This is a genomic window from Peribacillus cavernae, assembly GCF_003989135.1.
Classification (GTDB): Bacteria; Bacillota; Bacilli; order Bacillales; family DSM-1321; genus Peribacillus; species Peribacillus cavernae.
Genome location: NZ_RYZZ01000043.1, coordinates 30,673 through 53,131, shown reverse-complemented (window position 1 = coordinate 53,131; position 22,459 = coordinate 30,673). Strand labels below are relative to the sequence as shown.

The window sequence follows — 22,459 nt, the reverse complement described above, 5'->3', positions numbered from 1 at the left end:
CCATCTTGATTTATTGTTTATTTTTGCGATCTTCTATCTCATACAGTCTTCGCGCAGGATGGTGATGAATACAGGGTCTTCTTTCTGCAACAGCTTTGTATCATTAACTTTTTTATATATCGCGAGACTTATACACTATTCCATTTAAAAAATCATTATGTAATCCAATGAAAATGGCGGAATACTTGGATTTAAATTACAAGATAAAGCTCATCTTAATGCGATAGATGAGTTTTTTTGACGAAAATGAGGGGTTATTGGCATCTCAAATTCCAAAAAATTTTTAAGTTTCAAAATTTTTTGTTGCCTTACAACTTTAAAGCGATGTAAAATAAAATACAATTCAGAATTTTAAGGGGAGGATAAAAAATGATAGAAAAGAAATTACAGGAACTAGGATACGACTTACCGACAGCACCACAACCCCTTGCAAACTATGTAACCGTAAATCGTACGGGAAATCTTCTTTTTACATCCGGCCAAGGATGCTTTCGTAATGGAAAGCCCGTTTACCAAGGGAAGCTGGGCCAGGATATTTCTGTTGAACAAGGTTATGACGCGGCTAGAATTACGGCCATCAATTTATTGAGTGTAGTAAAGGCGGAGCTGGGGGATCTAAGCAAAATAAAGAAGGTAGTTAAACTTCTTGGTTTTGTAAGTAGCACCAGCGATTTTTATGATCATCCGCAAGTAATCAACGGGGCATCCGATTTTCTCGTAGAAGTTCTTGGCGAGAAGGGAAAACATGCCCGGTCAGCCATTGGCACAAATGTTCTTCCAATGAATTTACCGGTGGAGATAGAAATGGTAATTGAAATCGAGGAGTAAGAAGCTTCTCGTAATAAATCATTTCCATCAGGGGGGTGCCCACATAACCCGGATTCTTCTCCATTTGGTGAGGAAGAACTTCGTACCGCTATTGCCGAGGACACATGCCGGAAAAACGACGGCCGTTCATGACCATAGTGTTGCTGTAAAGACGTCTTCCATGTGTTTAAAGAAGGAAAATACTTCGTCAGCAAACCAAGAAAGGTGCTGGCTTCAAAATAAAAAAACGGACAAACATAACAAATATTAGGAAAGGGAGGTTTGAAAATTGATTTTACCTAACGAAGTGGCTTATATGTCAGCAAGCGAATTAGCTGAGAGAATAAAGAATCGGGAACTGTCACCTGTTGAAGTAACCGAAGCGTTTATCGAGCGAATCGAGGAACGAAACAAAAGCTTAAATGCCTTTGTCTATTTTGGATATGAAGATGCATTGAGAAATGCAAAGGAAGCGGAGAGAGCAATCCTCGCTGGTGAGGAAGTCGGAACATTTCATGGAGTGCCTACTGCCTTAAAGGATTTGTTCGGATCCAAGCCGGGGTGGGTTTCAACTTTTGGAGGGGTCAAGGCTTTCAAGAACAACGTGGCCACCAATTATTGTGCTTATGGAGAGCGTATAGAAAAAGCGGGCGGCATACTAATAGGAAAAACAAATAGCCCTGTGTTAGGGTTTCGCGGGGTCACAGATAATTATTTGTTTGGCCCCACTCGGAATCCGTTTGCTTTAAACAGGAATCCCGGCGGTTCTTCAGGCGGCAGCGCGGCGGCTGTTGCCGATGGCCTTGTTCCGATCGCTCAAGGATCCGATAGCGGCGGGTCGACTCGTATTCCTGCAGCCTGGAGCGGTATTTATGGATTTAAACCTGCTGGAGGCCGGGTTCCTTTCCTGGGAAGGCCGGATGGATTCAGGACTCATATCTTTTCAACCGAAGGGACGCTCACTCGGACGGTTGAGGATGCTGCCATGGGCCTTAGCGTGTTAACCGGGTATGATGATCGCGATCCGCATAGCGCAAATGAAAAAGTAGACTTCATGGCCGCCTTGCACGGATCTATCAAAGGATGGCGAATTGCATACAGTCCAAACTTTGATGTGTACCCTGTTGACGAAGATGTTGCAAAAATAGTAGCCGATGCTGTAAAGGTATTCGAACAGGCAGGAGCGACGGTCGAAGAGGTCGAGCTGGGGGTCCCGTATCATCAACTGGAATTGAGCGATTTGTTTACCCGCATTGCGATGAGGGGATCGATTGGATTGATGGAAGCTTTCAAATCCAGAGGGATTGACTTACTCAAGGACCATCGTGATGATTTACCTCCGCAATACATTGAATGGATAGAAAAAGTGTATGAGAGTAATATGCTTGATGTGAATCGGGATCAAATAATGCGCACGAAAATGTATGATACTGTCCAAAATGTATTCAAAAACTACGATTTATTAATCACACCTACTGCGGCTGTTCTTCCTGTAGAGAACGTTCCAGGCGGCAATACAGTAGGGCCAACCCATATAAACGGGGAAGAAGTTGATTCCTTATTAGGGTGGGCCATGACGTTTATTACGAATTTAACAGGCCATCCTTCCGCATCGATCCCGGCAGGACTCGCGAACGGCCGTCTCCCGGTCGGTATGCAAATAATCGGGAAACGGTACGGTGATAGTGACGTGTTAACTGCGAGTGCTGTTTTTGAAAAACTTAAGCCATGGCAACACACCTATGACATTTGTAAAAACCGTCCATTAAGCGTCCCTCAACTATAAGATAATGGTAAGGAATGGGAGAATCATATGAAGAAACCTCATCCAATATTGGCTAGTTATATTCCGGTCGTAGAAGGTTTAGCCCGGACATTTGGAGAATTTTGCGAAGTTGTCCTGCATGATTTGAGAGAACTGCCTTCAACTATTATAGCTATCCATCACGGGCATGTGAGCGGGAGAAGCCTTGATGCGCCTATTACCAACCTGGGGTTAAAAATATTGCGGTCTGGTAAACATCATCAAGATTTTATCCTTAATTACGAGAATAAAAGTGTTAAAGACAAAATGATTAAATCCAGTTCTATTTTTATCAAGGATGAAAATCAGCAGGAAATCGGCTGTTTATGCATCAACTTAGATGTCACACACCTAACGATGGCAGAGACGATGCTGAAAAGTATCAATTCGATATCTCAACATGAAGGCCAAGCAAGTACTGAGGAATCCTTTGCTACTACTATTTCCGGGCTAATGGAACAAATTATTGAAGAATGCATCAAGAAAATTGGAAAACCTATCCCATTAATGCAAAAGGAAGAGAAAATGTCTTTTATAAGTTTGCTTGATGAAGCGGGGCTCTTCCAGATTAAAGGTGCTGTCCAGCAAATTGCTGAACTGTTGTCTGTATCAAAATACACAATTTACAACTATATTGAGAAGATCGAAAAAAACGCAAATAGAGTGTGAAAATATGACACTGCAATGCATAAAAAAACAATCTATCATCCACCTGAATAATCAGTTTTATGGGTGGATTTTTTTCCTCTAAATCAATGTTCTTTTCAAATTTCAGAATGTTATTCATCGTGGTGACGAAAGAATTTTATGATAACCGGACTTGGGGTGGAGGAATAGATGGTAACCTAACTGTGAATTTTTGTTGGTTTAATATTTTTTGGAAATAATAATTTAGAGGAAAAGTACGAAAAAGTGAGGTGCGGTCTTAAAGATTATCCGTGTTTTCATACGAATAATTCTACTAAATTTAGGGCGTTACATGCGCTGTAATTGAAAAACACTTAAGTTTCCAAAATATTTTTAACTGAAAAGAAGAAATAGTCTTTAAATTCACTAGATTCAGTGTTATTGTTTCAGTATAATAAAATAAAGGAAGGTGAAGGCTTCTTATGTCACAGATGTTAGCTTTAGTTATTCTGCTTCTTATTTTATTTATCGGAGACCTGGTCGCTGTTCGAACAAAAGCCTGGGTACCTTCTATGTTCGTCTGCGCCGTCCTGTTCCTCCTCGGGTATTGGACGTTCTTTCCGCAGGATATTGTCGCATTGGCAGGTGTGCCACCGGTCGTAGCGACTATGTTGATGTACTTATTAATCACAAATATGGGCACTTTGCTATCGATTCAGGAATTGAAAAATCAATGGAAGACGATTTTAATTGCCCTTTCAGGAATTTTGGGCATTATTGCCATTTTATTTAGTATTGGAACATTCATTTACGACTTTGAGACAGTAGTCGTAGCGATTCCGCCTTTAGTGGGCGGGGTAGTATCTGCATTAATCATGTCAGAAGGAGCAAAGGAAGCGGGTCTCGTGTCGCTATCCGTGTTTGCGATTGTCATCTATGTGATGCAGGGATTTGCAGGTTATCCATTAACGTCGATCATGTTGAAAAAAGAAGGAAAGAGGCTTCTTACGCAATATCGAAATGGACAGCTAACGATAAAAGAACCGGAAACCACTGCCCCTTTGGAAAAAGGAAAAACTGAGCTTAAGCTGTTTAAAAACATGCCCGCTAAATATAACACGGATTTCTTCAAGTTTTTAAGGCTTGCACTTGTCGCCTATCTTGCTTACCTGGTTTCTGCTATATCGGCGCCGATTGTGTCGATCAGCCCGTTTGTTCTTTGCTTATTGTTCGGTGTTATTGCTTCAAGCATTGGTTTTCTGGAAAAACAGGTGCTACAAAAAGCGAATGGCTTCGGATTTGCGATCATGGCTCTTATGCTGTTCATTTTTGATGGATTAAAACAAGCGACTCCAAGTATGATGCTCGAGATTTTATATCCTCTCGTCGGTACTATTGTTTTAGGTGTAATCGGTATGTATGTATTTTCATTCATTGCAGGTAAACTTTTAAAAGTCTCAAAAGAAATGGCGTTTTCTGTATCGTTGACTGCTTTATATGGATTTCCAGCTGACTATATTATCACCAACGAAGTCATCAAATCATTAACAGAGGATGAGAAGGAAAGAGAAGTTTTGACTAGCCGCATGCTGCCGCCTATGCTTGTTGGCGGATTCATAACGGTAACCATTGTGTCGGTTATATTAGCAGGTATTTTTGTAGGATTATTGTAAATAACGGAGGGGTATTGTGGAGAAACTCGAACAAAGGATTGAACAGCATATTCATACATTAAGGGAATTTACATCAACACCTCTTAGAGGCGTCACTCGGCTTACTTATAGCCATGAAGATTTACAAGCACGTAATTATATAAAAGAGAAAATGAAGGAATTTGGATTACAAATTCGGGAAGATGGTTTTGGAAATATCTTCGGTAAACTTGAAGGCACGTTAAAAGATGCACCCAGCGTAATGATCGGTTCTCATTTTGACTCGGTTCCAAATGGAGGGGCGTATGATGGTCCTGCAGGCGTTGTGGCAGGTCTGGAAGTGGCCGCTCTTTTCTCTAAGAATAAATTAATACCCAAATATCCATTAGAAATTGTTGCACTTGTAGAAGAGGAGGGTGCAAGATTTGGCGGTGGACTGATGGGATCAAGAGGAATAGTCGGGACGCTTAGTGAGGAAGATTTTAAAATTCAAAAAGATAAAGATGGTATCTCCACGGAAGAAGCGATGTCAAAAATCGGACTGGATCCGTCCCTTCCTAAAAAAAGAGATCCAAAAACGATGAAGGCATTCCTGGAATTGCACATAGAACAAGGACCGACTCTTGAGGAGAAAAACATTCCGATTGGAGTGGTTGAAGCCATTGTAGGTTTGACACAGTTGGAAGTGACGGTAGAAGGACAAGCTGGGCATGCGGGTACGACCCCGATGGATCGCCGGTCTGATACCTTAGTAACCGCTGCAAAGATCATTGGACAGCTTCCGGGACTTGCGATCGAGGAAGGAGAAGGGACGGTGATTACGACCGGCCGTCTCCATGTATTTCCAAACGGAGCAAATGTCATTCCGGAAAAGACGGTATTTACTGTGGACATCAGGTCCGGGAAGGAAGAAAATGTCCGTAACGTCATCCGGAAAACGAAAGAATTGATTCAGTCATATTGTGAAAATGGGATCCATACATCCGTTGAGGAACTTTTATACATTCAGCCAAAAGCATTGAATGAAGATATTCGTTCCCTTTTAAAGCAACAGAGCAGTCAATTGGAAATTCCGTATTGTTCCATCAACAGCGGTGCGGGCCATGACGCCATGGTTTTTTCCGATGTTACAGATGTAGGCATGATTTTCGTTCCAAGTAAAGATGGACTAAGCCATTGTCAGGAAGAATGGTCGGATTCACACCATTTAGCAAACGCTGTTCAAATCCTTTACGAAGCAGCTAAGAACTTAACGGAGGCAGAATAGAAATGATTCATCAAAAATTAAAAGACGCAATCCAACAATATAGTGAAGAACTGACAGAATTACGCAGAAAGTTCCATAGCGAGCCTGAATTATCATGGGAGGAAGAAAAGACGACTGCCTTTGTCTGTGAGTATCTGGAAAATTTAGGGATTCCATACCGAAGAACAGAACCGACAGGTGTTATTGCAAATATAGAAGGAGCGAAGGCAGGAAAAACCGTGGCTTTAAGGGGCGACATGGACGCACTTCCTGTTGAACAGTTAAACAAAGATTTGACATATGCTTCAAAGGAAGATGGGAAAATGCATGCGTGCGGTCATGATGCCCATACTGCGATGCTGCTGATTGCAGCTAAAGCACTAAACGAAATAAAAGACGAATTGCCAGGAAACGTTCGGTTATTATTTCAGCCTGCTGAAGAAGTTGCACAAGGTGCAAGAGAAATGATGAAACAGGGGGCTGTCGAAGGTGTTGATAATGTATTCGGCATACATATATGGTCACAGATGCCGACCCACAATGTGTCATGTACACCAGGGCCTTCTTTTGCTTCAGCGGACATTTTCAAGGTTACATTCAAAGGGAAAGGCGGACACGGCGCCATGCCGCAGGATTGTATCGATGCAGCAATCGTTGCCTCCGCATTTGTCATGAATGTACAAGCTGTCGTTTCAAGGACAATTGATCCCCAAAATCCAGCAGTTCTTACAGTAGGAAAAATGGCCGTCGGCACACGATTCAATGTGATTGCGGAAAATGCTTTCATAGAAGGCACCGTCCGATGTTTCAATCCTGACACGCGCGACCATGTTGAAAAACAAATCCAGCATTACGCCGAAAATGTGGCTGCCCTGTATGGCGCAAGTGCGGAGGTTGAATACATTCGCGGCACCCAAGCTGTCATTAATGATGAAAACAGCGCCAAACTAGTCCAAAAGGTCGCTTTAGAAGCATTCGGTGAAGACGTCTTATATAATGAAAAGCCGACGATGGGTGGCGAAGACTTTAGCTTTTATTTGGACGAAGTCCCCGGTAGTTTCGCTCTCGTTGGAAGCGGAAATCCCGAAAAAGATACGGAATGGGCACATCATCACGGCAAATTCAATATTGACGAGGATTCGCTAGTAACAGGAGCAGAACTATACGCTCAATACGCATGGGCATATTTGAACGAATAATGGTAAAATGGTTGTTCCAGATGCTAGAATTTTGGGACAACCTTTTTTGTGAAGAGAAGGATAACCTTTCGTTCTGAGTAAGTGACTATATGAATCATGGTAGTACCTGCTTGAATGCTGTGAGCTACCCGTATGGCATGTTCTTCTTCACCCGACATAATACCAGTGTGGTAATATAACAATCAAAGGAAAGAAGCTGAAAGTTAGCAACGCGATTAAGTAATTCACTCCTGAACAAGGACGATTATGCCAACCATAATCGTCCATTATTATTTTCTAAGTAAATCTCTTCGATAAGAATGTGTTCAAGAAGAGTCTCACCAGGCACAATCATATTCATATCCCCTTTGAATACTTTATACTTATATTTTAAAGTTAGATATAGGTTCAGCAAAATATAAGTCTTGATAACAGAAGGAAATATCCTCAGAAAGGAGCAAGGCATTTGGATATAAAGTTAAATCAAAAAGTCATTAAAGAAATGTGCGGTACCGTCTCCTTCAAAAGAGGAGACGCTTTCTATCATGCTAATAAAGTAACATTTGAAAAATACAGTCCCGATGGTTGTGAAGCAACAGTTACGGGAATGGAAGATTTCCATGTCACCATTGAAACGGATGCCGACGGAGGCTTTCGCACGAAATGCAGCTGCCCTGCGCTAGCTTCCTTTCAAAGGGATTGTCAGCATATTGCGGCTGTTTTGCTATCGGTTTACGAATATCAGCGTCAAGGAACAAGCCCGGCTGGTTCAAGAGAAGGTCAGTCCGGCTCCTCAACAAATCAGGCGCTTACAGAAGGTTTGCTGACTCTTTTCAATGATCAGCCTACACGATCAAGCGGCTATCAGCTTCACTTTGAAAAAAGAAAAGTGCTTGATGCAGAGTTCACGTGTAAACCCGTCACCATAGGCAAGGGACGCCACATGTTCGGAATAGAAGTTAAGATCGGTCCGGCCATTGTGCAAAATATCCGAGATTTTCTGGATCAAGTGAAAGAAGGGAATCCCAGCTTGCTTTCCAGTTCATTCACGTACGACCCGAGCCTTCATTGCTTTCAAAAAGAAACAAATACTGTTATTCAGCAGCTTATCCAAGTGACCCATGATGAAAAAGTATATGTTGACGCACTAGCGGACAAACCTGACTATACAATCAGCAATCACATATTACTGATTCCACCATCTTCTTGGGAACGGCTAATGCCTTTACTTATAAGAGCACCATTGGTGAAGCTTGGGTATGATGGGAATACATTTGAAGGTCTTCACGTATCGGACGAACCGCTTCCTTTACAGTTTGATTTTGCAGAGACTGAGGGAAAAGGCTATCAACTGAAGATCAAAGGGTTGAATCGTATGATTGTCTTGGATTCATACAGGTCTGTTCTATCTGGAGGAAAATTAGTCCAGCTGAAAAGTGAGGACTGCAAACGTCTTTCGGACCTGAAACAGCTGCTAAATGCTTCAGGAACGAATCAAATTCCGATTCCTCGGGAACAAATCAGTTTTTTCCTGGAAAAAGTGGTTCCAGGTTTGAAAAGGTTAGGCGATATCCAAATATCTGGAGCTATTTCCGAGTTTATGAAGACACCGTTGATTGCCAAACTATACTTGGATCGTGTGAAAAATCGCCTGCTTGCCGGGCTGGAGTTTCACTATGAAAATTTCGTGATTAATCCTCTTGAAAGTCGCGACCTCCGGGCAGGCTCCATGATTATAAGGGATGTGGAGAAGGAGGATGCGATCCTGCGGCTGATGGAGGATAGCTCGTTTGCCAAGACGGACAGCGGATATTTTTTGCATAATGAAGAGTTGGAGTATGAGTTTTTGTACCATGTCCTTCCGAAACTTCAAAAGCTTGTACAATTATACGCTACTACGGCAGTGAGAAACCGGATTTTCAGAGGAAATGGTCGTCCGCAGGTTAGGGTGAAGGTCAAAAAAGAACGGACCAATTGGCTGGAATTCAAATTTGAAATGGAAGCTATTCCTGAAAAACAGATTCATGAGGTTCTTTTAGCGTTAGAGGAAAAACGGAAGTATTATCGTTTGCGGAACGGATCGCTACTCTCATTGGAGACAAGGGAATTTGAAGAAATCAATCGTTTTCTGAATGCACTTCCGATTCAGAATGAAGATCTGGACAGTGGCTTGAAATTACCAATTTTACAGGGTCTTCAGCTTCTTAATTCTATTGATGATAGTAATGCATTCACGTTAGAGGAATCATTCCGTCAGTTCTTGGAAAACATCCGCAATCCGGGCAGTCTGGAGTTCGAGGTGCCGAAGAGTGTAGAGCCGATATTGCGAGACTATCAAAAACGCGGCTACAAATGGATGAAAACACTTGCCAGTTATGGCTTCGGAGGGATTCTCGCAGATGATATGGGACTGGGTAAAACGCTGCAAAGCATTACGTTCATTCTATCAGAGCTTCCGAACATCCGTAAAAGCGAGCTCCCGGTCCTTATTGTTTGCCCATCATCTTTGACGTATAACTGGCTTAGTGAAATCATCAAATTTGCTCCGGATTTACAAGCCGTTGTCGTTGATGGCAATCAAACAGACAGGTTCAAGATACAGAAAGATATAACAAATATGGATGTCGTCATTACCTCCTATCCGTTGTTACGCAGGGATATAAATTGGTTTGAGAAACAAGCCTTTCACACTTTGTTTTTTGATGAGGCTCAAGTCTTCAAAAATCCTGTGACACAAACAGCACGAGCGGTGAGAAGGATAAAGGCAGATTATCGCTTCGCCCTCACTGGTACACCGGTGGAGAATTCACTAGAAGAGCTGTGGTCCATTTTTTACGTTGTCTTTCCTGAACTATTCCCGGGGTTAAAGGAATACAGTAACCTCTCAAAGGAAACGATTGCCCGGAGGATCCGTCCATTTATGCTCCGCAGGTTGAAAGAGGATGTACTTTCAGAGCTTCCTGAAAAAATCGAGTCGTTGGAATCAGTGGAGTTGCTTCCTGATCAGAAGAAGCTGTACGCTGCCTATTTGGCGAAGCTGAGACATGACACGTTTAAGCATCTGGACAAGGATACTCTCCGGAAAAATCGTATCAAAATCCTCGCAGGTTTGACTCGGTTACGACAGATTTGTTGTCACCCAGCCTTGTTTGTGGACGGCTATCAAGGTAGTTCAGCGAAATTTGAACAGCTGAAGCAAATTGTAGAGGAATCAAAGCTTTCTGGAAGGAGGGTATTGATTTTCTCACAGTTTACGAAAATGCTTGAGCTCATAGGCAGAGATTTAGCGATTCAAGGGCTGCCTTATTTCTACCTTGATGGACAAACCCCATCAGAAGAACGGGTGGAGATCTGCAATCGATTTAATGCAGGCGAACGTGATTTATTCCTGATTTCCTTGAAAGCAGGCGGTACAGGCCTCAATCTGACGGGTGCCGATACCGTTATTCTATATGACATTTGGTGGAATCCTGCAGTCGAGGAGCAAGCAGCTGACCGCGCCCATCGCATTGGCCAGACAAATGTTGTACAGGTCATCAAGCTTGTTGCCCGCGGTACAATCGAAGAAAAAATGAATCAACTGCAAGAGAAAAAGAGACATCTAATTGAAGAAATCATCGATTCTGAGGAGAAAGCGCCATCTGCTCTTACCGAAGAGGACATTCGGGAAATATTGATGATTTAGAAGGAGTTAAGTACAACTCAATTTGGAATAAGGCAACCCCTCTTTTAGGTGTCGCCTTACCCGCTCTGTGCCGAATTGCATTTTTTTGAATCAACAATTCCGTAGGATTAGGGATGTAATATTAGTCTGTTTCCGCTTTTTGCGTAAAAAAGGTTGCAACCAGTTGGTCAAGCTTTTGGAGTTCTTTTTTTTCAAAAGTTTCTTGCCCCTCCTTCAATGATAAGAGGGCACTTTTAACGAGAAATTTCCGAGGATTCTTTGAATTCGAAAGTTCATCTTGAACAAAGTCCAGCAACTCTAGGTAATTAGACTGTTCTCTGTTATGGTTTACAGCTTTTTTTAATGCTAATACTGTGTGATAAAGCTCCTGTTGAAAAGCTGGGTCAGTATTCTTGCTGTCTGGCAACCACCTATCTAAGAACTCAGGTTGGATCAATTGATCACCTGCTTCTGAGACTTCGTCAACCATCTTCACTGTTCGCTCCACACTATAACGGACTACTTGGTGCATGCTAGCGTTTGAATCATATGCCATAGCTTGATATTTAAGGTTATGGTGTATAATTCCCATAAACATTATGGCGCAATCTAACAAATAAGGTTTTCTACTTTCGCCGAAGATGTCTATAAACCGACGGAATAACCAGTGAAGCATTCTCAGCTGGCCTTGTTTTATGAAGGGTTTAAGATCGGCATCATTTAAAACGAGTACTTCTTCAAAAAGGGTCATTAACTTATTTGCTCTATTTGTTTTCATTTGATATTCGATTTGTTTAATGAAGATTTCAATATTAGAAGGATCTTGGCCAATGAGTAATCCATTACGCTCCTTTTCCAGCCTCTTGTAAATTGTTTTAAAAAGAGTGACTAATAATTCGTTTTTTGATGAAAAATAATTATAGAATGTTCCTTTAGAAATTCCGCTATAGTCCAATATGTCTTGAATGGATGTGTTTTGAAAACCTTTGTCAATAAATAATTGGTGGGCCATTTTGATAACATGCTGTTTCCTGTCGTTCATATAATCACCTTTTATTTTTAGTTATACTGCCGGTATAGAATACATATTATATTATTTGACTTGTTTTAACAAACACAGTAAACACAAGAATATTTTTATTTTGCAATATTTGAACTGATGGTATATTATATTGTATGTGTGAAATTGTGGTTCAATATCATGAACCAAAAGTCTATAGGGGGAAAAAAATGGACCATACCATAAAAAAGACTGATCGTCCACCGTACGGGCTTCTTGCTGTGCTGATGATTGGAGCATTTATTGCTTTTTTAAATAATACATTATTAAATATCGCGTTGCCTTCGATTATGACGGACTTGGATGTTGATGCAACCACTGTCCAGTGGTTGACTACAGGTTTTATGTTAGTTAATGGAATTTTAATTCCAACAACCGCATTTTTGATTCAAAAATATTCTGTTCGGCGCTTATTTCTGGTGGCCATGGGCTTATTCGCCACCGGGACCATTATTGCCGGTATTGCCCATGCATTTCCTGTTTTATTAACAGCTAGGATGGTTCAAGCTTCAGGTTCAGCGATCATGATGCCGCTGTTAATGAATGTAATGCTTGTGAGCTTCCCGATAGAAAAAAGGGGAGCAGCAATGGGAGTCTTTGGACTAATCTTAATGTTCGCACCAGCAATTGGACCGACTTTATCTGGCTGGATCATCGAACATTATGATTGGAGAATGCTTTTCCACTTTGTCACACCCATTGCCATTGTTGTCCTCTTGATTGGCTTTTTCTTGCTTAAGGATAAAAAGGATAAGGTGGATATACGGCTTGATTTATTTTCGCTGCTATTATCAAGCGTTGGCTTTGGCGGCTTGCTATATGGATTTAGTTCTGCCGGCAGTAAAGGCTGGGATAGCCCTCAAGTCTATGGGACATTAATCGTTGGGATCAGTTCCTTAGTATGGTTTATTTTGCGGCAATTAAAGCAAGAACGGCCGATGCTGAATTTTAGGATTTTTAAATACCCAATGTTTTCCTTATCATCGTCCATTACTATGGTCGTTAATATGGCTCTGTTTTCCGGTATGTTATTAATTCCGATCTATGTTCAGACGATTCGCGGGATATCTCCGGTGGATGCGGGGTTAATGATGTTGCCAGGGGCCCTTTTGATGGCTGTCATGTCACCGATTACGGGGAGACTATTTGATAAGTTTGGAGGACGTATATTAGCGATCGTTGGCTTGATCATTACAACGGTAACCACTTATTATTTTAGCCAATTAACAATGGATACTACGTATACCAACTTAGTGATCTTAAACTCTGTACGGAGTTTAGGCATGTCGATGGTATTGATGCCGGTTTCGACAAATGGCTTAAATCAGCTGCCAGCACGCTACTATCCACATGGTACGGCCATGAACAATACATTAAATCAAGTATCCGGTGCAATTGGTACAGCGTTGTTGGTCACAGTCATGTCCACTCGTACGGAAACGCATGCCACTGAATTAATGAAAAATGCGGCAGGCCAATCACTGCCTGAAATGCAGCAACAAATCGCTATGAGAGCAATGTTAGAAGGAATTAATGATGCTTTCTTTGTAGCTACATTTATTGCCGGCGTTGCACTCATACTTGCTTTCTTTATCAAACGTGCAAAACCAGCGGAAGATACAATATCCGGAAAACAAGCTGAAAGTAAAAATCTAGCGAATTTGGTGGAGAATTAAACTTTAAAAATATAGAAAAAGGCTCATCCGAATAATACTTTTGGATGAGCCTTTTTATCGACAAAAACCGGGGTGACAGGCACTGTCATTATGTTACCTGAACATATGCCAACTCTTTAAAGCAATCCACTGCCTTGGCTGGATCAACTGAATACCCCAACTCATTCATTGCATCTCCGATCATAAGAACCGCTTTTTCTAGCATCTCTTCCGTCGTATTTCCCATATGGCCGATCCGGAACGCTTTTCCTGCCAAATGGGCAAGGGCTCCGGCGACAATCAGACCTTTTTCGGCAAGGGAAGCACGGAAAGCAGCATCGTCCATTCCCTCCGGATAAAGAATGCAGCTGAGTGTGGCAGCAGCGGCATCTTCTTTTGCCAAAGCTGTCATCCCATATACAGCGAGCGCGGCTCTTACTGCTTTGCCGAATGCCTCGTGACGCTTATATCTGTTTTCCATACCTTCGTCCAACACCAATCTCATGCCTTCATCGTAGGCGTAAATGAGGTTCACCGGCGGAGTCGCGAAGTATTTTTGGGGATCATTCATGATCGGAATCCAATTGTATATATCACAGTAGTAGGCAGGCACACGTTCGATTTTTGCTCGTGCGTCCAACGCTGTTTTGTTAAAGGCGACGATTGCCAGGCCTGGCGGCACGCCAATGGCTTTTTGGGAACCTGTTAAAACGACATCAATTTTATGATGCGAATCTCCATACGTCCTGCTCATATCTTCTTCCATCGCCGCAGTCGCGCAGACGCCATCGAGTATGACGAGTGCCCCATGTTTTTTAATAATCGGGACAAGCACATCCAAATTGGCCGCGACGCCTGTCGATGTGTCGGCATGGGTGATCGTAACCGCCTTGAACTTCCCTTTAACGAGTCTCTGCTCAACATCATCCGGGTTAACTTGCTTTCCCCATTCAGATTGGAGTACGTCTACTTCAATGCCAAAAGCTTCCCCTAATTTAATGAAACGATCACCGAAGTAGCCCTGGCTGATGACTAAAATCTTTTCACCCGCAGCAACCGTATTAACAAGGGCCATTTCCATTGCCACTGTTCCAGATCCGGCTATCACAAACACTTCGCCGTCCGTTTTCAGCATCGTCCTTGTTTTATCAATCGCGCTCCGGTAAATAGCTGCAAACCTCGCATCTGTGTGACTTCTTGTTTCACTAGCCAAAGCGTCGTAAATGGAATCGACGACTGGTGTTGGTCCAGGTATAAGCAGCATCTCTTCATTTCTCATTTTCCATCCTCCTAGTTTACTGTTACAAAAAATGAATAAACCCATTTCTCAATCTTAACTATTTCGATAATAATCAGTAAAAACCTTTTTTTCTTGCTCTATCATAATGGAAGTCTTTTCGTGGAAAGATTCAAGAACAGTTAGAATTAGTAAAAAAGCTTTAGGCATTTATAAAATAAAAGAGATACCTTGCCCAATGGCGCTTTTTTCAAAAAGAAGAACGACCCAATTAAGGTTTCCTGCTTTTATTTGTTATGGGTCAGAGAATCGACCATTATAACTCTCATGAATGCTAGATATTTATGTTAATATTAGTAAAGAGATTATGAAGGATGGTTCCTAAACCTTTCTTCTTTACCCAAACGAGGCAGGTATACTAAATGCATTTGTTATAAAACGTTTGGAGGAACATTATGAAAACTGAAAAACTCCAATTACACAGGAGGAAAAACTTCTGAGTAAATATACTTTATTTAAATCAGTTAATGCTATTCTTTTTTTTTTGTAAAGGAAGGCGTTAGAGAGGGTGATCGAGGACTTGTTAACCAGATGCAATGGAGTGGTGGCAATGCAATAAAAATAAATAGTAGTGTCTATATAAACACGAAATATGGAAATTTATTAGTTAAATAAAAAGGAATCCTGCGTAATCGGAAAGAAACGTGGCTTGAGTTGTCACTGTGGAATCACATGTTGCGGCCATACTTCAAACTACATAGAAGAACTATTGTTACTGTCCCGTTGGATTTCGAAGTTTTTTTTCATGTTGAGCATTTTTAAGGGAAAGATAATCAACTGTTTCTTGGGTTTCAGATAATTCTATTCGAAAGGTATTCAGGTTTGTTTCAATGCTGCTAAATCCCTCGTCCATTCGATTTTCGAGATGTTCTTTCATAACATTCAACTTTTCATCAATGTGAGCAGAATGGAGTTTTAAAGCTGTTAGTATTTCTTGTACTCCTGTTTGATCCATGATTTTCACCTCCCTTTTATTAATTATAACCTCCCTGATAAATAAGAATCTAGTACTCTTTTCTGCCAAAACATTTAAGAAGGAACTCAAGTACACTGAAATGGACTGAAACTCACTCATTTATCCTGAAAATCTCGTTAGACGGTCGAGTTAGACTGCGCTTCTATCTTAAATGGGAGGTATGCTCGCACTAAAGGAAAAAGTGTGGGAAGGACACAGATGTACAATGCATTATCCATGGCGAACAGTGGCAGGCACTGTTCGCTAAAACAGACACTCCTTAATTGGTATAAAGAATATCAGCATGAATATGAAGCAATCGAACATGCTGTGAAGTTGTTGGAGTTTTCCCGGAGATGAATCTTTCACTTTCTAAACATTGGTCAGCTATATTAGAACCAAAATCCTTTGACCTCTGTGAAGTGGCAATTATTATAACAATGCTATCTACCACAAAGCCGGTTTAACAACCATAAACCAAAGCATTACCATTAACAGGGCGATGTATATCCAAATCGATCGCTTTAGCCTCGCTGCTAATTCATCTCTATTCTGCCCTTCTTCATGGAACTTCCTAAGCTTAGGTGAAAACGCACGGGCCAGAAAGAATAATGAACAAATCAGGATGATAAGGGTCATTACAAGCCACGGTTTACTCCAAGTCCAAGGTCCTAAAATGACCAGCAGGATTCCTGTTACAACCAGCACATGACCTGAATGCTTGGCAAGGCGGACAACAGACCGGAATGTGTCAAGATAGGCGCTCATTTCAGATTCTTTTGCTATGCGTAATTTTTTAGCAATTGGCAATAGAATAAAGAAAGGGCCAATTGATACGATGACGCTAAGAACATGAATATATATTAGTATCCGATACAATAGATCCATTTTTATGTGTTACTCATTAACTGGGCTGAACTCATGCACCCATACTCTCATTTTCGGAAGCCATGTCATTCCCGGATGATAGGACAAAATAGATTGCTTATATGCCTCTGCGGTCTCATAGCCCTCCCGGCGGGCATCTTCATTTGTTAGCTCGCCTAGCGACTGAGAATACACACATTCCACTACGAACTTTTTATCCTTTAATACCATTACTTCTCCTGCATCAGCATATCTTCCATTCCGGCGCGTTGCTGTTTTCTTGCCCTCGAGGACTTTTATTACATCGTCCGGCTTTGTTACGAGTCGATCAATCGTACATGTTTTTGGTGGCAGTTCATTGTTTGCTTCATGGTCAGTCACGTAAAAAACTCCCTTCATCTCTTATAACCTTTTTAATGTATAATATCAGGCGTGTTGATTAACCAAATTTATACAGTGGAGTCGACAGGACTTGCCCACGATGGGCCACTTGGTGAAAAGCTTGCAGACCCCCGTTTTATATTGGTAGAAGACCGTGCTTATTTTAAAATCAAGCGTATTGATCAGTTTGTTTCTAACGGCCAATCCTTTGTCATCCGTATGAAAGAAAATATCGAAATTGTAAGGCCGCACTCCTTAAAGCGACTAGCCCGGGAATCCTCACCCGTCACCAAGGATATGACTTGTCTGCTAGGGACTCCTCAGTCCCGTTCTGCCAGGCGTCATCGTGTCGTTTTCTTTAAAGACAATCAAGGGCGTGAGATCCGGGTGGTAACAGACCTGATGAATGTCTCTGCGGAAACCATTGCAGACATGTATAAAGCGAGATGGAAAATTGAAACGTTCTTTCGATGGATCAAACAAAACTTAAATGTGCCTGTTTTGTTTGGGACAACAGAAAATGCGGTTTATAACCAGTTATTCGCCGCATTAATAGCCTATGTCCTATTAAAATATCTTTTGTCTCATTTCAACGGCTTTGGTTTAGCGATCAACTTCCCATTGACTGGGCTTCGGAGTTGGCCATGATTATAAGAAAGATCTCCAGGAACGAAGGGATGGGTCTGTAGACCCACCTGACTCACTAAGGAACGATTGCCACAGACACCTTTATCCGTTCAATTTCCCTTTTAACATTTAGAAAATCCAAACGATCAGCAGCAAGGGATGGCATCATTTTAATATATGTGGGTCGTGACCAGTGCTTTCCTTTTTTACCGGAATGCAATCAATGGTTTTGGAAAAAGGTCATTTACATAAAAAAATTCTGACCTTCTTTAATCAAACTTTTAGGCCTTTCTCACATAATGTCTAATCTTTCTTTAAGACTATACACTTTGAAAAAGTAAATTAAAAGAGAAGGGCCTAATAGAGAGAGTTTGGTCATTGTCTTCTTGAATAATCCAAGTCTGTTCCGCATCTGTGACGTATAAAAATGTATCGATTCCTACCTTATCTTCAGTAAGTTTATAATCAAAAAGTGTATTCAGTTTTCCGTGTCTTTCTTTTAATGCGTGTATAAAATCAGAAGGATAGTGAACAATGTCTGCCTCTGTTAACTCGGTGTTATGAAGAAGTTTATCTATTATTATTTCAAATAACGATTCTTCAATCGTAAATGCTTCAGCATGCTTATTTGAATGACTCAAATCCATTAGACCACAAATCTTCGAATCACTTACTTCCTTAAACAATTTATGAACACGGTTATTGTATGTTGATTGCTGTACAGTAAAATCAACTCCGCAATACAGTGATGTATTGGTCATACCTTCATCAGTCGCAATTTGACATCTAAGAACCCTGGGTGTTTTGGTTAGTTGAAGTAGAAATTGTTGGAATTCAGTTTCTAATATTTCTTGATTTTGTTGAATGGTTAAAAGATCTTTTGATAGTAATCCATTTGTAGCACTATCTAGGCGATGTTCCAATTCATCTTCGGAAATCTCGCCGAAAGTTTCTTCTTTAATTGAATAAGCGGCTTCCGCTCCGCCTACTAAAATTAGAGATAAGATTAATTCTTCTGCGGTAAGAGAATAGGACAATTTTAATCCATCCTTCCTAAATATGATTTCAATATAAATAACATTCCATTTTCAACAAAAAATTTCTAACAGGCTTATCCTAATGTGCCGAATAAATAAAAGAAAACAATTAAAAGAACAAGCAGGAGCACAGCGTAGAAAAAAATGACTATTCTTACAACAAACCAGTTAAACCGTTCATATAATCTCATAGCTACATAGAGAGTAGGTCCTAAGAATGGAGTATATAAGAATTCAAGAAAATCCATATCCATCACTAACCACTTATATAATCCTTTACCTGCTGAATAACTAATAATAAACAAAAAACTAAATAATAGATTTATAGTAGCTAAAATGCCCAAGATACCTAATAAAGTGGTTATTATACCTAACACGATGTAACATCCTTTAACTAAATTTATATAGAGGCTTATGCTTGGGCTAAGAGTTATTAATTCAATAGCGTCATGAACACCAGTAGGTCATTTACTTCATAAAATTGACGGGTCACTCTAACACTACTCCATTAAGTAAAAAACATTGATCTATGTGTTTATCGAACTGCAAACTTATAAAATAAGATAAAGAAAATAATTAATAGTAAAAGAAGCAAGATGGAATAACAAATAAGTAAAAGTCTTGCAACAAACCAATTAGAGCGTTCATATATTCTAGTGGCCACACTGTAAGTGGGGCCGAACAAAGGGAAGTATATGATTTCCAAGAATTCAGCTTCTTTCACTAGCCACCTATAAAAGCCGTTTGCTATTGTAAAACTAATAATAAAAATTAAACTATATAATAAATTAATTGTAGCAAAAAAACCAATGAGACCAAATACTATGGAAATAGCTACATACATGTTCTAACATCCTTTGCTGAAATTTATGGACAAAAAAATAAAAGATTAAGTATTGAAATATTGAAATTAACCGTTGATTTCAAATCCTTATACTACTATGCAAATGAAAAGGGTTCGGAACCAAAATTGACATTAAATAAAATATTTTTTTATGACCATCCCAAAAGTTTATCCTTAAATCCATCAAGCGATTCCTTGGCATCTTTTAAAGCATTTTGAGCCTGCTCTTTAGTATTATGTAAGGCTTTACCAGTGGCAGCACCGGCATCACTCATCCACTTATTTGTATATTTTGAACTCCATTCACCAACACTACTTCCTATCGCACCGCCTATCACGGCACCTGCTGCCGCTCCGAAAGGTGCAAAAGGACCGGAAACCACTCCACCTATGGCTGCCCCAATATAGGTTCCAACTGCTGCTCCAGATACGCTACCAACTAGTTTATTTACTTCTTCACCAACAACTCGTCCGTTCTGCTCATAAAGCCTTTTTCCATTGTATTTATCATTATTCTGATTAAATCCAGATCCTATGTTATATAGTGCTGATACAGCACCAACTGCTACAGCGGCTCCTGCTGATGTTTTACTTGCTAGCTTCTTAAATGTCTTTTTATCAATCAACATATCACGAGCGGAGTTTTTGAAGATCTTGCTTTTTACTGTTTCATGGATAGGCCTGTTGCCGGTCACTACTTTTAATGCCATTCCTTCCATCTTCTGAAGAGTTGAACGATTATCTTTGAAGTTTTTTAGTTTCTCAATGTTTTTATTTTGGACTTTTAGCGTTTTAGTAATAAACGCGTGGCCCTTACCCTTTTGATTTAATCCTTTAATCAATCGTCTTGTTAGTGTAGGTCCGATATCACCCTTTAGAAATTTTAATAGTTTTCTATTGTATGTAAAAGCGTAGTGGTTTTTCTTCCTAGTGTATTCTATTCTCAATAATCCTGATTTCTGAGAAGCCATCATTATGGCTAAAGGCAGTGAAGCGCCAATGGCTCCGTCCTTTAATGCTGAAAGAAATTCTGCTGAATCATTAGATTTATCCATTCTTTCTAGTTCTTTATTATTTTCAAAATCAGTCAAAAGTTGAGCAGCTTTTTCACGAGAAGACATTTCAAGTCCGCTAATATCTCCATTTGCTAATTTTTTCATAAGAAGTCCGGAATGATATCCATTAATACTTAAATCTTTACTATGAAACATTGTTTCTAACTCTTTCACATAATCAGCCATTATTTGAATGCTTTCTGAAAAAGAATCGAGCCGGTTTGTTTGCTGACTGTCAAATTGATGAAGCTGTTCAACCGTCCTATCTTTATTCATCTGAGCATCATTTACTTGTTGGATAAAGTTGTCGTCCTGAAGAATGGTATAGAAACTATGTCCTGTACACTTTGGATGATACTGTTTGTTTCATTTGTTAATTCGATTGTAGTGTTCATCGCTTTTTGCAGGCCATTGTCCAGATCTCCCTCTAAAAAACTTTCACTTATAAAACCACTTTCGGAGGGTTCAAATGAATGGAGAGCATCCATAAGATTGATTAAAGTTATTTCGTATTGGTCAAGTGATGATTTATAATATGCTAAAAAAGGCACGTGGCAATCCTGAAAGAACGAACGGATTGCTTGGCCGCCTTCACCATTAAATGAATTTTCAAGTGAAATAATTCCATTTACAGCAGATTCAATTCGTTCAATTTCATTTCTTTGTGAAGTTATTTTTTCTAGTATCTTATGTACTTCTGTAAGTAATGATGCAATTTCCAATGTTTTCATCAAAGATTCACCTCTTTAATAAAAATAAAAAACTGTATTTTATTTAACCTTACATTTGTTGGTGGTTCTATAGAGTTGATTTAAAATTTAGATAATTAGTTTAAACATGTTTACATTCTCTCAGCTTTAGAAAAAGGTTTCCTTAAGCGGTGTTTTCCAAAATTATTAGATACTTTCCTTAATAGAATTAGCAACTTGAGCATCAGTGGCTATCAAATCCGTTGCAGCTTTATTAGTATAATGAATATTATTTAATAGTAAAGCTTTATAAGAATCCAGGACCTGTCGTAATGATTCATTAATCGTATTCAATTTCATTACTACATCCAACTGATTTCGTGTTGAAATTGGTGAACCAGGCTCTGTTTCCAATTCGGTGGCAGCTGCTTTCAATTTCGCTAAAGAACTTTCGATCTGATCCATATCGATTTGAATTTTCGTACTCACAAACAACACTTCCTTATATATATCCATTATTAATTTTTACTTCGTTTGCTTTTCTTTTTCTCTTCTTGCTTGCTCTTCTAGATAACCAATGCGCTGTTTCAGTGCCTCAATCTCAAGTTCAATTTCAGAAATCTTATTATCTACTAAAGAAATTACTTCATTTAATTGACGATTCTCAAGATCGATATAACTTGTTAAAAAGCCCCCTAGACGAATGTCCTCAAATTTCGCAGCTAAGGTTCCGTGCCAAGAATATGGAGAAAGTTCGGGATAAGAGCAAATCTTTTCATTGTAAAAAAACTCATCTTGGACACTTTCCAGATTTGCTTTGCAGGTTTTCAAACGAACGAGCTGTTCCTGTTTTTCATGCAAAATGGCATAGAAAGCGGTTAACACAATGAATTGCACCTCTCTCTTTAAGAATTATCTGATAATCATTAAATATATAGGAATGATGAACTTATATACTCTGGAAAATGCAAAATTTTTCTTGCTTTATAATATAACATGAAATAAGAGGTTAGT

17 protein-coding genes and 2 pseudogenes are annotated in these 22,459 nt (G+C 40.0%); 9 read left to right on the top strand and 10 right to left on the bottom strand.

Annotated features, from left to right (window positions below; all coding sequences use genetic code 11):
- Positions 1 to 369: 369 nt before the first annotated feature.
- The 7 genes from ELQ35_RS20660 (at position 370) to ELQ35_RS20630 (ending at position 10,999) form a co-directional block, all read left to right on the top strand.
- Complete coding sequence (locus tag ELQ35_RS20660) at positions 370 to 828, top strand: RidA family protein (RefSeq protein WP_126867069.1); 459 nt, start codon at positions 370 to 372, stop codon at positions 826 to 828.
- A 268-nt stretch (positions 829 to 1,096) separates the two neighbouring features.
- Entirely contained in the window at positions 1,097 to 2,593 is a 1,497-nt protein-coding gene (locus tag ELQ35_RS20655; RefSeq protein ID WP_221884992.1) for an amidase, read from the top strand.
- Between the two features lie 27 nt (positions 2,594 to 2,620).
- Positions 2,621 to 3,280 (top strand): helix-turn-helix transcriptional regulator, encoded by a 660-nt coding sequence (locus tag ELQ35_RS20650; RefSeq protein WP_126867068.1) that lies wholly within the window; start codon positions 2,621 to 2,623, stop codon positions 3,278 to 3,280.
- Between the two features lie 440 nt (positions 3,281 to 3,720).
- Positions 3,721 to 4,911: a hypothetical protein gene (locus ELQ35_RS20645; protein ID WP_126867067.1), complete on the top strand. Its 1,191-nt coding sequence runs from the start codon at positions 3,721 to 3,723 to the stop codon at positions 4,909 to 4,911.
- A 16-nt stretch (positions 4,912 to 4,927) separates the two neighbouring features.
- Positions 4,928 to 6,157 carry a Zn-dependent hydrolase gene (locus ELQ35_RS20640; RefSeq protein ID WP_126867066.1) on the top strand — a complete coding sequence of 410 codons (1,230 nt, stop codon included), beginning with the start codon at positions 4,928 to 4,930 and terminating at the stop codon, positions 6,155 to 6,157.
- Positions 6,158 to 6,159: 2 nt separating this feature from the next.
- Positions 6,160 to 7,335, top strand: coding sequence for a M20 family metallopeptidase (locus tag ELQ35_RS20635; RefSeq protein ID WP_126867065.1), 1,176 nt, complete (start codon positions 6,160 to 6,162; stop codon positions 7,333 to 7,335).
- A gap of 445 nt (positions 7,336 to 7,780) precedes the next feature.
- Positions 7,781 to 10,999: a DEAD/DEAH box helicase gene (locus ELQ35_RS20630; RefSeq protein ID WP_126867064.1), complete on the top strand. Its 3,219-nt coding sequence runs from the start codon at positions 7,781 to 7,783 to the stop codon at positions 10,997 to 10,999.
- 121 nt (positions 11,000 to 11,120) lie between these two features.
- Here ELQ35_RS20630 and ELQ35_RS20625 read toward each other — a convergent pair whose 3' ends face one another.
- Complete coding sequence (locus ELQ35_RS20625) at positions 11,121 to 12,020, bottom strand: TetR/AcrR family transcriptional regulator (protein WP_126867063.1); 900 nt, start codon at positions 12,018 to 12,020, stop codon at positions 11,121 to 11,123.
- A 188-nt stretch (positions 12,021 to 12,208) separates the two neighbouring features.
- Here ELQ35_RS20625 and ELQ35_RS20620 point away from each other — a divergent pair, with 188 nt between their 5' ends.
- Positions 12,209 to 13,714, top strand: a complete 1,506-nt coding sequence (locus tag ELQ35_RS20620; RefSeq protein ID WP_126867062.1) for a DHA2 family efflux MFS transporter permease subunit — start codon at positions 12,209 to 12,211, stop codon at positions 13,712 to 13,714.
- Between the two features lie 88 nt (positions 13,715 to 13,802).
- Here the strand turns inward: ELQ35_RS20620 and ELQ35_RS20615 are convergent, their stop codons facing one another.
- The 4 genes from ELQ35_RS20615 to ELQ35_RS20600 form a co-directional block, all read right to left on the bottom strand.
- Positions 13,803 to 14,972 (bottom strand): pyridoxal-phosphate-dependent aminotransferase family protein, encoded by a 1,170-nt coding sequence (locus ELQ35_RS20615; RefSeq protein ID WP_126867061.1) that lies wholly within the window; start codon positions 14,970 to 14,972, stop codon positions 13,803 to 13,805.
- Between the two features lie 730 nt (positions 14,973 to 15,702).
- The gene (locus tag ELQ35_RS20610; RefSeq protein WP_126867060.1) at positions 15,703 to 15,945 is read right to left on the bottom strand and encodes a hypothetical protein; all 243 of its coding nucleotides are present in this window, start codon (positions 15,943 to 15,945) and stop codon (positions 15,703 to 15,705) included.
- A 447-nt stretch (positions 15,946 to 16,392) separates the two neighbouring features.
- The gene (locus tag ELQ35_RS20605) at positions 16,393 to 16,833 is read right to left on the bottom strand and encodes a DUF2269 family protein (RefSeq protein ID WP_126867059.1); all 441 of its coding nucleotides are present in this window, start codon (positions 16,831 to 16,833) and stop codon (positions 16,393 to 16,395) included.
- Between the two features lie 9 nt (positions 16,834 to 16,842).
- Positions 16,843 to 17,193 carry an ASCH domain-containing protein gene (locus ELQ35_RS20600; RefSeq protein ID WP_370873470.1) on the bottom strand — a complete coding sequence of 117 codons (351 nt, stop codon included), beginning with the start codon at positions 17,191 to 17,193 and terminating at the stop codon, positions 16,843 to 16,845.
- Between the two features lie 75 nt (positions 17,194 to 17,268).
- Between ELQ35_RS20600 and ELQ35_RS20595 the strand changes: the two are divergent.
- Positions 17,269 to 17,882 (top strand): annotated as a pseudogene (locus ELQ35_RS20595) (IS4 family transposase); the annotation flags it as partial.
- Positions 17,883 to 18,140: 258 nt separating this feature from the next.
- On the opposite strand, the gene ELQ35_RS20590 reads toward ELQ35_RS20595, so the two are convergent.
- The 5 genes and pseudogenes from ELQ35_RS20590 to ELQ35_RS20560 form a co-directional block, all read right to left on the bottom strand.
- Positions 18,141 to 18,857 carry a hypothetical protein gene (locus ELQ35_RS20590; protein ID WP_126867057.1) on the bottom strand — a complete coding sequence of 239 codons (717 nt, stop codon included), beginning with the start codon at positions 18,855 to 18,857 and terminating at the stop codon, positions 18,141 to 18,143.
- Between the two features lie 74 nt (positions 18,858 to 18,931).
- Positions 18,932 to 19,234 carry a hypothetical protein gene (locus tag ELQ35_RS20585; protein WP_246026160.1) on the bottom strand — a complete coding sequence of 101 codons (303 nt, stop codon included), beginning with the start codon at positions 19,232 to 19,234 and terminating at the stop codon, positions 18,932 to 18,934.
- A 616-nt stretch (positions 19,235 to 19,850) separates the two neighbouring features.
- Positions 19,851 to 21,487: pseudogene (locus ELQ35_RS20575) on the bottom strand (T7SS effector LXG polymorphic toxin).
- Between the two features lie 165 nt (positions 21,488 to 21,652).
- Positions 21,653 to 21,934: a DUF5344 family protein gene (locus tag ELQ35_RS20565; RefSeq protein ID WP_126867053.1), complete on the bottom strand. Its 282-nt coding sequence runs from the start codon at positions 21,932 to 21,934 to the stop codon at positions 21,653 to 21,655.
- Between the two features lie 36 nt (positions 21,935 to 21,970).
- A complete protein-coding gene (locus ELQ35_RS20560) occupies positions 21,971 to 22,330 on the bottom strand; it encodes a YwqH-like family protein (RefSeq protein WP_185861846.1) in 360 nt (119 codons plus the stop codon).
- Positions 22,331 to 22,459 lie beyond the last annotated feature (129 nt).